Source organism: Pseudomonas sp. PB101 (genome assembly GCF_009764265.1).
Classification (GTDB): Bacteria; Pseudomonadota; Gammaproteobacteria; order Pseudomonadales; family Pseudomonadaceae; genus Aquipseudomonas.
In genome coordinates, this window is the sequence record NZ_RWIR01000092.1 from 439,841 (window position 1) to 453,798 (window position 13,958).

Here is a 13,958-nt window from a genome sequence, read left to right on the forward strand (position 1 = left end):
AGTTCCGAAAGTAATGTTTAAACTTATGTTTAGACCCGAAACGAATAACAATTATCATCAATCCAGCGCCAGAGCCCGCCGATCAAGGGCTCTGGCTCAAAGGAAAAAAGACGATGCCTTTGCTGCATGGAAAGTATTCATTCGAGGCATGCGTTTTCGCCGTCAGAAGTCGTATCGACCGGTCACGCCCAACGTCCGTGGCGTGCCGAGCAGGCCTTCATAACCGCCGTTGGCGGCCGTCCACAGCGTCGTGTAGTAGGTCTTGTCGAAGGCGTTTTTCAGCCACAGAGAAACGTCCCACTGCCCCTGGTTGAAGTCGCCGCGCAGGCCGGTGGACAGGTTGACCACGGCATAGCTGGGGATCTGGCCGAAGTCGGAATCTTCCACGGTGCCCACCGCTTTGGAACGGAACGCATAGCTGGCGGTGACGTACTCTTCGAAGCCGTTGCTCAGGTTCCACTTGTATTCGCCGTTGGCGTTGCCGATCCATTTCGAGGCGCCGACCACCTGATGGCCGCTGAGGTCGCAGGACGCCGGAGCACCCGGCGCCAGGCTGACTTCCGGCGGGCACGGTGCATCCTTGTACGAGAGGTAGCTGACGTCGTTGTACGAGCCGTTGATGTTCAACGTCAGGCCGCGCAACGGGATCAGGGTGCTTTCGAATTCCACGCCGCGCGAGCGTACCGAGCCGGCGTTGGTCAGGTACTGCACGCGGTTGGCGTCGTCGTAGGCGTTGGTCTGATAGCCGTTGACCTGGGTCCAGAACAGGTTGGCGTTCAATTGCAGGCGACGGTCCCACAGGGTGCTCTTGAAGCCGAGTTCGGCGTTGTTGGCGCGCTCGGTGCCGATCAGCAGCGAGTCGGCTCCCGCCACCGGCGCGGTGCCGACGGCCAGGTTGACCCCACCGGATTTTTCGCCATGGGACAACGTGGCGTAGGTGAGCAGGTCGTCGGTGAGGCGATAGCTGAGGTTCAACAGCCCCGATGGACTCGAGCTGTACTGGTTCAGATCGCCGGAATCGTAGGCCCCCGCGCGAGCGCGTCGTGACGCGGCCGCCGCGCCGGTGACCGCGGTACCACCGGCGGGTGCGTCACGGGTGACCCAGGCGTTTTTCTCTTCATAGGTGCCGCGCAGGCCGGCGGTGAAGTCCAGGCGCTCGGTCAGGTGCCAGGTGCCTTGGGCGAACAGCGCGAAACTGTTGGTTTCGATATGACCGTTGCCGACACTGTCGATGTTGTTCAGCGCACCGGTGGGCGTGCCGCTCCAGATGTCCGCCTGCGGGCCGTAAAAGGTGAAGGACTTGTTGTCCAGGTTGGAACCGAAGTAGTAGGCGCCAAGCACGTAATCGAAGAATCCGCCGGTAGGCGACGCCAGGCGAAACTCCTGGGAATACTGTTTGTCCTCCACCGAAACGCCGGCGTTGTAGAAGGCGGTTGCGTTCAGGCCGTCATCATTGCGCGGGGTGAAATTCCACCAGCGATAGGAGCTGATGGAGGTCAGGGTGAAGTCGCTCGGCAGCGTCCAGTTGGCCTCCACCGATGTGCCGCCCTGATGCACGGTGACGTGCTGGTCGTTGTTCAGGTTGACCTTGCGGTGGGTGCCGTCAACCAGGGTCGCGCCCGCGGCATTGGCCCGAGCCTGATAAAGGTTGGTGCCATTGATGGTCGGCCCGGTGTTGTACAGCACACGGGTGCCGGCGCTGGAGTCTTCCTCGTTGTAGTCGCCGATCCAGCGCAGGTTGAATGACTCGTTGGGCTTGAACAGCAACTGGCCACGGAAGCCATCGCGAGAGCCGCCGTTCAAGTCATGGCCGTCGAATTCGTTCTTGATATCGCCGTCGCTGCGGGTGCGGTAGGCAGAAAAGCGTCCGGCCAGTTCGTCATTCAACGGACCGGAAATCGTGCCCTTGGTCTGGAAATAACCGTCCTCGCCCACCGAAGATTCGATGCTGCGCTCCGGAGTAAACGTTGGCGCACGGGTGCTGATGTTGATCACACCGGCGGTGGTGTTTTTACCGAACAACGTGCCTTGCGGACCACGCAGCACTTCGAGCTGCTCGATGTCCATCAGATCGAACACGGCCATGCCCGGCCGCCCGAGGTAAACGTTGTCGATGTACAGCCCGACACTGCCTTCCAGACCATCGCTGGCCGGGTTGTTGCCCAGGCCTCGAATCGACACGCTGGACTGGCGCGCATGCATGTAGGCGACGTTGACGCTGGGCACCAGTTGCTGCAAATCCTGAATGCGATAGACCCGCTGGGTTTCCAGGGTCTGGCCGCTGACCACGCTCATGGGGGTCGGTACGTCCTGCGAACTTTCCTCGCGGCGGCGAGTGGTTACGGTCACGGTTTGCAGTTGCGTATTGTCGGCCGTGGCGGTTTTTGCCGGGGTGGTTTCAGGGGTGGCACTGTCGGCCGCATAACCCTGAGTCCAACTGGCGCTGCCGGCCAGCAACAGAGCGAGAGGAAGGCGTTTGAGCCGTTGGGGTGAAGAGGTTGGGGCGAGGTGCAACGGACTCATAAGGCGGGGTTCCCGATCAGAAAGTGATTCTTTATTGCTTGATAGGCCGCCATCGCGGGCAAGCCCGCTCCTACAGATCCCCTGTGGGAGCGGGCTTGCCCGCGATGGCGTCAGGTCAGACGCCGCCGATATCCGGCCCTTTCACGGTCTGGCTGACCTGCCCGTTCACACCCACCGCCACCTCGCCCTTGAGCGTCACACGGCGCACGATCCGGTCCTGGGTGCCGTAGTCATCCACCGCGTAATGCTGGGTGGAGCGGTTGTCCCAGATCGCCACATCGCCAGCCTTCCAGCGCCAGCGCACGATGTTTTCCTGGCGGATCACATGGCTCTGCAACAACCCGAACAGGTGCGCCGAATCAGCCTGGGAATAGCCCTTGATGCGCTTGACGAAATGCCCCAGCAGCAAGCTCTTCTCACCGCTGATCGGGTGCACGCGGACCACCGGGTGTTCGGTCTCGTAGACGGTCGAGGTGAAGATCTTGCGATAGCGCTCCAGCTTTTCCGCCGAGACGTCAGGCCTGGTGCCGGCGTAGTCGTATTCGTTGCTGTGCACCGCGACCAGTTTGTCGGCCAGCTCGCGCAGCTCCTCAGACAAGCCGCTGTAGGCGGTGGCGGTGTTGGCCCACAGGGTGTCGCCGCCGAAAGCCGGGGCCACCACCGAGCGCAGGATCGAGGCTTTCGGGTAGGCCTCGACGAAGGTCACGTCGGTGTGCCAGGAGCTCGCGCGCTGACCTTCGGCACCGTCCAGTTCCAGCAGAAAACGCGTGCCTTCGCGCACTGGCACGGTCGGGTGCGCCACCGGTTCGCCGAGCAGGTGAGCGAACGCTTCCTGGCGCTGATCGTCGAGCTGGGTCTGCTCGCGGAAGAAGATCACCTTGTATTGCAGCAGCGCCTGTTGGATGGCTTCGACGGTGGCGGCATCCAGCTCGCCGGAAAGCTCTACGCCACGAATTTCGGCACCGATGCGACCGGCCACCGGGTGGATTTCAAGCGCGTGAACAGCGGGTTGTACTGCGAAAGCGGCGTTGCTCATGGGTAGACCCTCATCAGACTGCTTGCGGTTGACCGGCCTCGAAACACTGCTCTATCTATATTCTTTTTTGATCTAATAGATATCTACATGCTTCGTTGACGGAATAAGAGGTTGCATTTAAAACCTCAGTCAACCCTCGTCGCAAATGCCTTCGAGCTATTTTTAGGATGCCGGAAAAGCATATGGATCTTCGCCAGTTGCGTTACTTCATCGCCCTCGACGAACACCGCAGTTTCGTGCGCGCGGCCGAGGCCATGGGCATTACCCAGCCGGCTTTCAGCCGCAGTATTCAGGGGCTGGAACACGAATTCGGCTGCGTCCTGGTGGACCGTGGCAACAAGGATTTGCGCCCCACACCCGAAGGCCTGGTGGTGCTGCAACATGCCCGCAGCCTGGTGCAGGGTGCGGCGCTGCTCAGCAGCGAAGTGACGCAGATGACCAAGCTCGATGCCGGCGAACTGCGCTTCGGCTGCGGCCCGGCACCGGCGGTGAAACTGGTGCCGGATGCGGTGGCGCAATTCATCAACGCGCACCCGAAAGTGCGCACCTGCTTCGAGGTGGATAACTGGGAAAAACTCAGCCGCGCCCTGAGCCGTGAAGAGATCGAATTCTTCATCGCCGACATCCGCCATTTCGAGTCCGATCCGAACTTCCAGACCCAGGCCCTGACGCCCAAGCGTGGCGTGTTTTTCTGCCGTCCCGGACATCCGCTGCTGGTCAAGGAGAGTCTGTCGACCAACGACATGTTCGATTACCCGCTGGCAACCACGATGATCCCGCCGGGCATTCGCAAACTGCTGGCGAACCTGAGTGGACGGGTGGATTTTTCGCCGACCATCCAGACCGAACATTTCCCGGCGCTGGTGAAAGTGGTGCTGCAATCCAACGCGATCGGCGTGGGCACGGAGGAGGCGTTCATCGAGGACGTCGCCCAGGGATCGCTGGTGCTGCTGCACTGGCGTAATTTGCCGCAGAACATCGAGAGCATGAATGCACGCTGCGGGATCGTCAGCCGCACCGGGTTCCGCTTGTCACCCGCGGCGCGGGCGATGATCGAGACGTTGGTGGCGGTGGACAGGCAGCAGATTGCCGTCGCGGTTTAGGGCCTCATCGCGAGCAAGCTCGCTCCCACAGGAGATCTCCGGTGTTTACACGGTCGGTGTGGGAGCGAGCTTGCTCGCGATGGGGCCAGTGAGCTTACTGAAAACTCAAAGCTTCGCCGCAGCCAACTCCGGCGCCACCCAATCACTGACCTTGAACGACTTGCGAATCAGCTTCTGCTGCGAAGCCAGGTCTACGGCATCCTGCAATTTACCCAGGAACACCGGGTCAAGCGTCGAGGGGAACACCTCGCTCAGTTTCTGATCCTGCAGATCCTGCTTGAGGATCACCGGCGGATAACTCGCCAGCCCCGACACCAGCTGAATGTAGGCGTCCTTGTTGCTGTCCTGGGTCAGCCACGTCACCGCTTGCTGTTGAGCCTTGAGCAACGTGGCGACCGCCTCGGGGTGCTCGTCGACGAACTTCCCGGTCCCCACCAGCACCGCCTGCACACTGCCGGCGCCGCCCAGGTCCTTGGTGGTCAGCGGCAACTCGGCCAGCCCCTTGGCTTGTAGTGCGGTGAGCCCGGAACCGCCCCACGAGGCATCGATCTGCTTCGCCGCCAGCGCCGCGACCGCCGCGTTGAAGTCCAGGTTGATGACTTTCACGTCCTTCTCGCTCAACCCCTGGCTGGCCAGCGCTGCATCGAAGGACAACTGGCTGGCGGTGCCACGGAAGATCGCCACGCGTTTGCCCTTGAGGTCTTGCAGGGTCTTGATCCCCGAGCCCGGCACCACGCCGAGGTAATGCTTCACCCCACGCGCCGAGGCGCTGAGCAAGCGCGTATCCAGGCCATTGGACTTGCCGATGATGGCGGCCAGGTCGCCGAGGTAAGCCAGGTCCACCTGACCGTTGGCAAACGCCTCGTTGATCACCGGGCCTGCACCCTTGAAGAAGCTCCATTGGATATTGATGCCTTGATCGGCAAAGGCCTTTTCGAAGATCTGTTGATCGCGCAACACATCCACCACACCTCCCCCGCTGTGCTGGGTACCGGCACTCAGGTCCGGCACGGCGATGCGGATTTCCTTGAGCTCGCCGGCGTTGGCCGCGAAGGCCAGCAGCCCCGCCAGGGCCGGTGCGGCGAACAGGCTGAAAACACGTTTGAAGGGAAGGTTCATGGGTGCGGCTCCTTGGGGCAACGGGCGTTGATGAACCGAAAGTAGGCCGAAGTAGAACCAACACTTAAATACTATAAATTCACATTTTTAGATCATTAGGATCTATATCAACACTGGCGGGCCTCTTGGCCGGGTATGCAGCAACGGCATCGAAAATATTCTTCGAATGCATTGGATGCAGCGGTAGATGGAGGCCTTAAATGGTCTCGCTTATCTCTCAATAGTATTGATTTCAGTTTTTATAGATCAATTTTGCATACACCTTGAACCCTGTGGGAGCGAGCTCGCTCCCACAAAAAAGCAGGTCTTTATTGCAACCCGACAACGGAGGTCGTTCATGGCCCGTGTTTCCCTTCTCAGCCTGCCGCTGGCCGCGCCGTCACTTAAAAACAGGCAACGTTGGCCAAGCCTGAGTCAACGTTTGTTGCCCTGGTTGTTGCCCACTGCCCTTTTCACCCTCTGGTGGCTGGCCAGCCGTAATCACTGGATGAGCGAGCAGATCCTGCCGGCGCCATCCCTGGTCTGGAACAGCGCCATTGAATTGTCCCGGGGCGAGTTGTGGAGCCATTTGTGGATCAGCCTGCAGCGCTTGTTCTGGGGGCTGCTGGCCGGGGTCAGCGCAGGTGCTGTCCTGGGTGCTGCGCTGGGTTTCAGTCGGCGCCTGGAGCGCCTGGTGTTTCCGACCTTTACCGGGTTGGCGCAAGTCCCGACCCTGGCCTGGATCCCCTTGTTCATGGTGCTTTTCGGCATCGGCGAAGTGCTGAAACTGGTGGTGCTGATCAAAGCCATCGTGGTGCCGGTGACCCTGCACACGCTGGTCGGTGTGCGCGATGCGCAACCCAGGCTGCGTGAAGCCGCCGCCGTGTTGCGCCTGCCCACGCACCTGTTGATCCGCCGTCTGGTGCTGCCTGCCGCACTGCCGGCATTCATGGCCGGGGTGCGCCTCGCGCTGGCCGCCGGCTGGACCTCGCTGCTGGCTGTGGAGCTGCTCGCGTCGAGTGAAGGCATTGGTTACCTGATGGTCTGGGCGCGGCAGCTGTTCATGCTCGACATCGTGTTCGTGTGCATCGTGGTGATCGGCTTGATCGGCGTGGCGATGGATCGCGGCATCGGTCTGCTGGACAGGAAACTGGTGCACTGGCCGCACCCGGCCACCGCCGAAATCCGTCGCGGGCCGCGTTATCAAGGTTGGCAGCGCGTGCAACCGTGGCTGCTGCCGTTGGCGCTGCTGGCGTTGTGGCAACTGGCCTCGGACCTACAGTGGATTGACCCGAACATTCTGGTCAGCCCGCTGGCCGTCCTGCAGACAACCCAGGATGGTCTGCTCGACGGCACACTGCTCGGCGGCATGGCCCTGAGCCTGGGTCGCACCCTTGGCGGATTGCTGCTCGGTGGCGGGCTTGGGTTTGCCCTGGGGCTGCTGCTGGGTTTGTCGCGCACCAGTGAACGCGTGCTCGGCCCAACCCTCGCCGCCGTCCGCCAGATCGCCATTTTTGCCTGGGTGCCGCTGCTCACTGCGTGGTTCGGCCTGGGTGAACTGGCCAAGTGGGTGTTCGTTGCCCTCGCCGCCTTTTTCCCGCTGTTCATCGCCACCCAACGCAGCGTTGCCAATCTGTCGCCGCAATTGAACGAGGCCGCACAAGTGTTGCGCCTGAATGTGCGCCAGCGTCTCGCTCGACTGGTGTTGCCGGGCGCTGCGCCGGGAATTTTTGCAGGACTTCGCCTGAGCCTGATCTACGCCTGGCTCGGCACCATCGGCGCCGAATACTTCATGCCGTCCAACGGCGGCATCGGCAGCCAGATGATCGGCGCCCAGCAACTGCTGCGCATGGACCTGATCATGGCCGGCATGTTGCTGGTAGGCCTGACCGGCGCCCTGCTCAACCTCATTGGCCAACGCCTGGAAATCCGCGCCACCCGCTGGAGACACGCATGAACGCACCGATTGTCAGCTTCAATCACGTGGGCAAAACCTTCGACGTCGACGGCTTCGAACTGGAAGCCATTCGCGAATTCAACCTGGACATCGCCGAGGGCGAGTTCGTCGCCATCGTCGGCTCCAGCGGTTGCGGTAAATCCACCTTGCTGCGACTGCTGGTAGGCCTCGATAGACAATTTCGCGGGCAGATCAGCGTGGACGGCAAAGCCGTCACCGGCATCGGCGACGAGCGCGGCATCGTCTTTCAGGAGCATCGCTTGTTCCCGTGGCTGAGCGTGGCCGACAACATCGGCCTGGGCCTGGTCAACGAGCCGTTGAGCGCTGCGCAAAGGCACAAGCGCATCCATGACTTCATCGAACTGGTGGGCCTCGGTGATTTCGCCCGCGCCTATCCACACCAACTCTCCGGCGGCATGGCGCAGCGCGTGGCCATTGCTCGCGGCCTGGTGGCCAGCCCACGGATTCTGCTGCTGGACGAACCCTTCGGCGCCCTCGATGCGCTGACCCGCCAGCAGATGCAGGACGAACTCCTGGCGATCCGCGCGCGGGCAAAAATCACCACCATCCTGGTCACCCACGATGTCGAGGAGGCGATCTTCCTCGCCGACCGCGTGGTCGTGATGGAACCGCGTCCGGGACGGATCAAGCAGGTGGTCGACATTGCCCTGCCGCATCCTCGCCAGCGCAGCAGTTTCGACTTCCACCAGCTGCGCGAAGAACTGCTTCACGAACTCACCAGCGACGATCACTACCAGCCCCCCGTGCCGGTGCAGGTCCGCGATCTGCCGCTGTCCTTCATTGCCTACTGAAAAAGGAAATCATTGATGCCACAACGTCCCAACTTTCTTGTGATCCTGGCCGACGATCTGGGCTTTTCCGACCTCGGCGCCTTCGGTGGCGAAATCAATACGCCGAACCTCGATGCCTTGGCCAACAATGGCCTGCGCCTGACCGACTTTCACACCGCGCCGACCTGCTCGCCGACTCGTTCGATGCTGCTCACCGGTACCGACCACCACATCGCCGGCATCGGCACCATGGCCGAAGCGCTGACACCGGACCTGATCGGCAAACCGGGTTACGAAGGGCACTTGAACGACCGCGTGGTCGCCCTGCCCGAGCTGCTGCGCGAGGCCGGTTATCAGACCTTGATGAGCGGCAAATGGCACCTGGGCCTGACCGCAGAACTGGCGCCCCACGCCCGGGGTTTCGAGCGTTCGTTTTCGCTGCTGCCGGGCGCGGCCAACCATTACGGCTTCGAGCCGACCTACGATGAAACGACGCCAAGGCTGCTCAAGTCCACCCCGGCGCTGTACATCGAAGACGACCAATTCATCGATGAACTGCCCAAGGATTTCTATTCCTCCGATGCCTTTGGCGACAAGCTGCTGCAATACCTCAAGGAGCGTGACCAGACCCGGCCGTTCTTCGCCTACCTGCCGTTTTCCGCACCGCACTGGCCGTTGCAGGCGCCCGCCGATGTGGTCGAAAAATACCGTGGCCGCTATGACGCAGGCCCGGAGGTGCTGCGACTTGAGCGCCTGGAAAAGCTCAAGCAACTCGGCTTGATCGAAGCCGATGTCGAGCCCCATCCACTGATCCAGCTGAGCGCACAATGGGATGCCCTGAGCGAAGAACAGCGGCAGATTTCCGCACGGGCCATGGAGGTGTATGCGGCGATGGTCGAGCGCATGGACTGGAACATCGGCCGTGTCGTCGACTACCTGCGCCAGCAAGGGCAACTGGACAACACCTTCATCCTGTTCATGTCCGACAACGGCGCCGAAGGGGCGCTGCTCGAAGCCTTCCCGAAATTCGGCCCGCAGCTGCTGACCTATCTCAACCAGCATTACGACAACAGCCTGGACAACATCGGCCGCGCCAACTCCTACGTCTGGTACGGGCCGAACTGGGCGCAAGTGGCGACCGCGCCGTCGCGGTTGTTCAAGGCCTTCACCACCGAAGGCGGCATTCGCGTTCCGGCGCTGGTGCATTACCCGCAGCTGCCGCTCAAGGGGCAGATCAGCCACGGTTTCGGCACAGTGATGGACATCACGCCGACCATTCTCGACCTCGCCGGCGTGCGCCATCCGGGCAAGCAATGGCACGGCAAACCCGTGGCGGAAGTTCGCGGCAAATCGTGGCTGGGGTTTCTGTCGGGCGAGACCGCGCAGGTGCATGACGAGCACACCGTCACCGGTTGGGAGTTGTTCGGGCGGCGGGCGATTCGACAAGGTCAATGGAAGGCGGTGTACATCCCCGGGCCGGTAGGGCCGGCGACCTGGCAGCTGTATGACCTGGGCAGTGATCCGGGGGAGATTCACGACCTGGCGTTGAGCCAACCGCAGAAGCTGAATGCCTTGATCGAGCATTGGCAAAAGTATGTGGATGAGACCGGGGTGATCTTGAGTGAGTCGCCGTTTCAGCCGGATTGATGTTGCCTGATCCGGCCCCTTCGCGGGCAAGCCCGCTCCCACAGGGATTTGTGCTGAACGCAAACTTCGCATTCGCCACAGAAACCTGTGGGAGCGGGCTTGCCCGCGAAAGGGCCCTTTCAAACACTACTAAGCCTGCGCCGTACGCACCTTCTCCCCAACCACTTCGTCCTTGCGCTCAAACCTGTTAGCCCGCGCAAACGTGCCGAAATCATTGAACCGCACACCCATCTCCCGCATCACCTTGTGCCCCACCGGCACGGTCAACTGGCGGATGTAGAACGGTTCCTTCACCACAAAGTGATGAATCCCGTGGCTACTGCCGAAATTGAAGCAGAACGCCTGCAACGGCCACAGCCACCACGCGTTGAGCACCTGGGTCTGCTGCATCACGTTGCCCGGTTCCACGTCACCGTAGTAGTGCATGTTCGAGCTGATGAAGTGCAGGCAGAACGTGCGCAACACGTTCGGGCCGATGATCACGACTGCCGCGATGTCGATCACCTGCATCACCGACAACGTCGTCGCCGACCACTCGATCGGTGCGCCCAGTAGATATGCAACACCATTCGCTGCGTGGAAACCGAGAAACACGTACCACGCGCCCCAATGCATCAGCGCCAGCGGCGCATACACCTTCAGGGTGCGCTGGACGATGCTGATCTTTTGCGCCCAGGTCTTGGCTCGCAGCATGCGGATGAACGACGACATCATGTTGTCGCCAATCATCAAGAATCGCGCGATGCCCCATGGCTCGCCGTTGGTGATGGCGCGTTCTTCCATATCGGTTTCAGAACCCGACACCTTATGGTGATTGAGGTGCAGATGGCGGCGAATCCATGGGTTGATGGTGCTTGGCCGCGCCAGCCATACCAGGCCCATCATCAGGTTGTGCGGCACTTTCTGCTTGCGGAAGTACATGCTGTGGATCAGGTCGTGTTCCAGCTCATGGGTCAGCGAAGCGAAAAATGCATTGAGCAGCAGGCACGCCCACCAGGCCATGTGCCCGGTGATATAGAGCGCCGCCGAACCGACCATGCCCGCCAGGGCGAAGGCCAGAATGCCCGCGCCGAGGGCGTCCTGATGCTTGAGAATCGGGTATTGCGCGCGCAACTCGACGCCTTTGGCCAGTACCACTTCACGGATATGCGCAGATCGTTGTGCTGCATTCAGTCGCTGGGGGCTTGCAGAAGTACCGCTCATGCTTCCATCCTCTGGTTATTGATGGTTGCATCCTGCCTTGCGGAGCCTCGCAACGCGGTAGCCGAGAACGCCAACCTGTTGACCGGAAGCGCCAATCAGCATGACTGAACCGACCTCCCTCGCCAGCTGGACCCGCGCCCTGCGCAAGCAACTCGATGCCCTCGGTATCGACAGCACTGCCCTGTGCCAGCAAGCCGGGCTCGACCCCAACCTGATGGACGACCCGAACGCGCGCTATCCGCTGTCGCGCACCACGCAGCTGTGGCAATTGGCGGTACTGGCCAGCGGCGACCCGGCGATCGGTTTGCGGGTGTCGCGCTTCGTCAGCCCGACCACCTTCCATGCGCTGGGTTATGCGCTGGTGGCCAGCGGCAGTTTGCGGGAGGTGTTCGAACGTATCGTGCGCTATCACCAGGTCGTCAGCGATGCCCTGGAACTGGAACTGACCCGCGCTGAAGACCGCTACCGTTTCCGACTGAATATCCCTGCCGGCAACCCGGCTCCGGCGTTCGAAGCCATCGATGCGTTCATGGCGATTTACGTGCGCACCTGCCGCAATCGCCTGGGCCGCGACTACGCGCCGCTGGCGACCTACCTGCGCCGCCCGGAGCCGGCCGACGCGCACCAATGGCATAAAGTCTTTCGCTCGCCCGTGCACTTCGGCGCCGACGAAGACCGACTGGAATTTTCCCTCGTCGACTTCGACAGTCACCTGGATGACGCCAACCCGGAACTGGCCGAGCACAATGAGACGGTGCTCAAGCGCACCCTGGCGCAACTCAAGCCGTTGACCTGGGAGCGCAAGGTCCGCGACGCCATCGAGGAACAACTGCCCGAAGGCGAACCCAGCGCCGAACACATCGCCAAGGCCCTGCACCTGAGCCTGCGCAGCCTGCAACGGCACCTGGCCGATGAAGGCTGCCGGTTCGACACGCTGCTCAACGAAAGCCGCGAAAACCTCGCGTTGCTGCACCTGCGTGACCCGCAGGTGTCGCTGAGCGAAATCAGTTATCTGCTCGGTTTTGCCGACACCAGCAGCTTCAGCCGCGCGTTCAAGCGCTGGACCGGGATGACGCCGGGGCAGTTTCGGGATGGGTTGCGCTGATCAGCCTTTGACCAGGCTGCGCGCCATACCCTCGTTCCACTGCTCCAGCATTGCCCCTCCCACCTCGGCAAAGGCACTGTTTGCCTTAATGTGCCGGCCCATCTCGCCCATCGCCATCTCCATCCCATGGATGACTTGTTGCAGCAATTCGTTGCAGCGCCCCTCGGTCAAATTGCAGGCGGAACGGCCAAACCGCATCAGCATTTTGTACTTGGGCCACGCCTTCGATCCGCCCAGTAACAACGCCATGCTATCGGTCTTGATGTAGACCGACGTGGTGATGATGTCGTAGGCAGGTGCCAGGCTGATTGGCGCATCGACACCACAATCTTCGTACAGAACGCCAAAATTCTTGAGGTGCGCGTCGCCATTTTTCAACCCCGATGACAGCGCGACGATTTTGAAAAACGACTCCAGTGCCTGATTGAGCAAAGGCGGAGAAACAAAGGCCTTGATCTGCTTGGCCGCACCTTCGTACGAACCATCGTATTTGGCTTTTGATGGCCAGGCATTGAGCACGCAGAAGTCCTCGAACCCCAGGTAACCTTTTTCATTCAGGTCGAAGCGTTCAACGATCAAAAACTTGCCGTGCTCACTGAGTTCAAGCTTCGGCACCTCAAGACCCGAATGCAACGCCGCCCGCATGCAGAAGTATTCATTGGCAGCGAGCTCCGGGTATTGCTCTGGACGAAAGGTTTTGACCAGGTGCGTCGCCCCCCGATGGGAGAGCCGATCGATGGTTGACGCGCTGTCACGCACCAGTACCTTCGGCTGTACACCGGAAACGCCGGAATACTGACCATAGGTCTGCAAGAGATCCTCGAACAGACCTTGCGCGCCATCATGTACAAGAAGGTCCGCCAAGCTGGTTTCAGGCGGCTGCTCGACTGGACCCTGGGCCTTTGAAATACCGACTCTTCCGAGCTGGTGCGGACCGACGATGGCAAGCATCGAAAAATCATCAAACCCTCGAACGGCCTTGCTGAAGCGACGAGTCAATTCATCGCGCAGAGCGCCCTCAGGCAGATTCATTTCAAAAATCGGTGGAACACCGGGTTCCCACGCGTAACTCTCCAAACGCACCGGCATGGTCAATGAGACAGCGTCTTGTTCGGACGCATTTTCGGCGTAGGCAAACACGGTATCGATGGGAGACTGGCCACGGCCAAGGGTTCCGATTGCACTGTTGGAAACGCTGATCGCCAGTCGACCCTGCGGCTCATCCATGGAAATCCACCTTTTTCAGGGCGTCCAGCGTCGGCCGCTTCGACTGTCGCGGCACGGCGGTCAGCTCATAACCGAAGCCATTGAGTATCGCCTCGACCTTGCGCAGACCAATTTCGGAAATGGTGTTGTTTTCGATGCCGGAGATCGTTGCCCGGCTCATTCCGTACTTCTGTGCCACGTCTTGCTGAGAGAGTTTTCTCTCCTTGCGCAAGGTTCGGATCAGTTCGCCAAGGTTTTCCATTGATCACCATGCATCGTATACAGTGCA

Annotated in this window: 11 protein-coding genes; 5 read left to right on the forward strand and 6 right to left on the reverse strand. The window is 61.0% G+C overall.

Annotated features, from left to right (window positions below):
• Positions 1 to 162 precede the first annotated feature (162 nt).
• Both EI969_RS29470 and EI969_RS29475 read right to left on the reverse strand, forming a co-directional pair.
• Entirely contained in the window at positions 163 to 2,523 is a 2,361-nt protein-coding gene (locus EI969_RS29470) for a TonB-dependent receptor (protein WP_160390785.1), read from the reverse strand.
• Between the two features lie 115 nt (positions 2,524 to 2,638).
• A complete protein-coding gene (locus tag EI969_RS29475; RefSeq protein WP_160390786.1) occupies positions 2,639 to 3,559 on the reverse strand; it encodes a TauD/TfdA family dioxygenase in 921 nt (306 codons plus the stop codon).
• Between the two features lie 182 nt (positions 3,560 to 3,741).
• Between EI969_RS29475 and EI969_RS29480 the strand changes: the two genes are divergently transcribed.
• Positions 3,742 to 4,662, forward strand: coding sequence for a LysR family transcriptional regulator (locus EI969_RS29480; RefSeq protein WP_160390787.1), 921 nt, complete (start codon positions 3,742 to 3,744; stop codon positions 4,660 to 4,662).
• 105 nt (positions 4,663 to 4,767) lie between these two features.
• Here the strand turns inward: EI969_RS29480 and EI969_RS29485 are convergent, their stop codons facing one another.
• Entirely contained in the window at positions 4,768 to 5,781 is a 1,014-nt protein-coding gene (locus EI969_RS29485; protein WP_160390788.1) for an ABC transporter substrate-binding protein, read from the reverse strand.
• A 337-nt stretch (positions 5,782 to 6,118) separates the two neighbouring features.
• Here EI969_RS29485 and EI969_RS29490 point away from each other — a divergent pair, with 337 nt between their 5' ends.
• Genes EI969_RS29490 through EI969_RS29500 form a run of 3 tightly spaced genes read left to right on the forward strand, consistent with a single transcriptional unit; the run spans position 6,119 to position 10,155 of the window.
• Positions 6,119 to 7,717 (forward strand): ABC transporter permease, encoded by a 1,599-nt coding sequence (locus tag EI969_RS29490; RefSeq protein WP_160390789.1) that lies wholly within the window; start codon positions 6,119 to 6,121, stop codon positions 7,715 to 7,717.
• Positions 7,714 to 8,529: an ABC transporter ATP-binding protein gene (locus EI969_RS29495; protein ID WP_160390790.1), complete on the forward strand. Its 816-nt coding sequence runs from the start codon at positions 7,714 to 7,716 to the stop codon at positions 8,527 to 8,529. The genes EI969_RS29490 and EI969_RS29495 overlap by 4 nt, the downstream gene beginning before the upstream one ends.
• A gap of 15 nt (positions 8,530 to 8,544) precedes the next feature.
• Positions 8,545 to 10,155, forward strand: a complete 1,611-nt coding sequence (locus EI969_RS29500) for an arylsulfatase (RefSeq protein ID WP_160390791.1) — start codon at positions 8,545 to 8,547, stop codon at positions 10,153 to 10,155.
• Positions 10,156 to 10,284: 129 nt separating this feature from the next.
• Here the strand turns inward: EI969_RS29500 and EI969_RS29505 are convergent, their stop codons facing one another.
• Positions 10,285 to 11,358 carry a fatty acid desaturase gene (locus EI969_RS29505; protein WP_160390792.1) on the reverse strand — a complete coding sequence of 358 codons (1,074 nt, stop codon included), beginning with the start codon at positions 11,356 to 11,358 and terminating at the stop codon, positions 10,285 to 10,287.
• Between the two features lie 100 nt (positions 11,359 to 11,458).
• Here EI969_RS29505 and EI969_RS29510 point away from each other — a divergent pair, with 100 nt between their 5' ends.
• Entirely contained in the window at positions 11,459 to 12,463 is a 1,005-nt protein-coding gene (locus EI969_RS29510) for an AraC family transcriptional regulator (RefSeq protein WP_160390793.1), read from the forward strand.
• Here EI969_RS29510 and EI969_RS29515 read toward each other — a convergent pair whose 3' ends face one another.
• Together EI969_RS29515 and EI969_RS29520 are read right to left on the reverse strand one after the other, a co-directional pair.
• Positions 12,464 to 13,690 carry a type II toxin-antitoxin system HipA family toxin gene (locus EI969_RS29515; protein ID WP_160390794.1) on the reverse strand — a complete coding sequence of 409 codons (1,227 nt, stop codon included), beginning with the start codon at positions 13,688 to 13,690 and terminating at the stop codon, positions 12,464 to 12,466.
• On the reverse strand, positions 13,683 to 13,931 hold the full coding sequence (locus EI969_RS29520; RefSeq protein WP_160390795.1) for a helix-turn-helix domain-containing protein: 249 nt from the start codon (positions 13,929 to 13,931) through the stop codon (positions 13,683 to 13,685). Before EI969_RS29520 ends, EI969_RS29515 begins: the two co-directional genes overlap by 8 nt.
• Between the last annotated feature and the right edge of the window lie 27 nt (positions 13,932 to 13,958).

Bases quoted from the DNA above. Each gene is read 5' to 3' on its own strand.
- EI969_RS29470 (WP_160390785.1), bottom strand. From the start codon at position 2,523: ATGAGTCCGTTGCACCTCGCCCCAACCTCTTCACCCCAACGGCTCAAA.
- EI969_RS29475 (WP_160390786.1), bottom strand. From the start codon at position 3,559: ATGAGCAACGCCGCTTTCGCAGTACAACCCGCTGTTCACGCGCTTGAA.
- EI969_RS29480 (WP_160390787.1), top strand. From the start codon at position 3,742: ATGGATCTTCGCCAGTTGCGTTACTTCATCGCCCTCGACGAACACCGC.
- EI969_RS29485 (WP_160390788.1), bottom strand. From the start codon at position 5,781: ATGAACCTTCCCTTCAAACGTGTTTTCAGCCTGTTCGCCGCACCGGCC.
- EI969_RS29490 (WP_160390789.1), top strand. From the start codon at position 6,119: ATGGCCCGTGTTTCCCTTCTCAGCCTGCCGCTGGCCGCGCCGTCACTT.
- EI969_RS29495 (WP_160390790.1), top strand. From the start codon at position 7,714: ATGAACGCACCGATTGTCAGCTTCAATCACGTGGGCAAAACCTTCGAC.
- EI969_RS29500 (WP_160390791.1), top strand. From the start codon at position 8,545: ATGCCACAACGTCCCAACTTTCTTGTGATCCTGGCCGACGATCTGGGC.
- EI969_RS29505 (WP_160390792.1), bottom strand. From the start codon at position 11,358: ATGAGCGGTACTTCTGCAAGCCCCCAGCGACTGAATGCAGCACAACGA.
- EI969_RS29510 (WP_160390793.1), top strand. From the start codon at position 11,459: ATGACTGAACCGACCTCCCTCGCCAGCTGGACCCGCGCCCTGCGCAAG.
- EI969_RS29515 (WP_160390794.1), bottom strand. From the start codon at position 13,690: ATGGATGAGCCGCAGGGTCGACTGGCGATCAGCGTTTCCAACAGTGCA.
- EI969_RS29520 (WP_160390795.1), bottom strand. From the start codon at position 13,931: ATGGAAAACCTTGGCGAACTGATCCGAACCTTGCGCAAGGAGAGAAAA.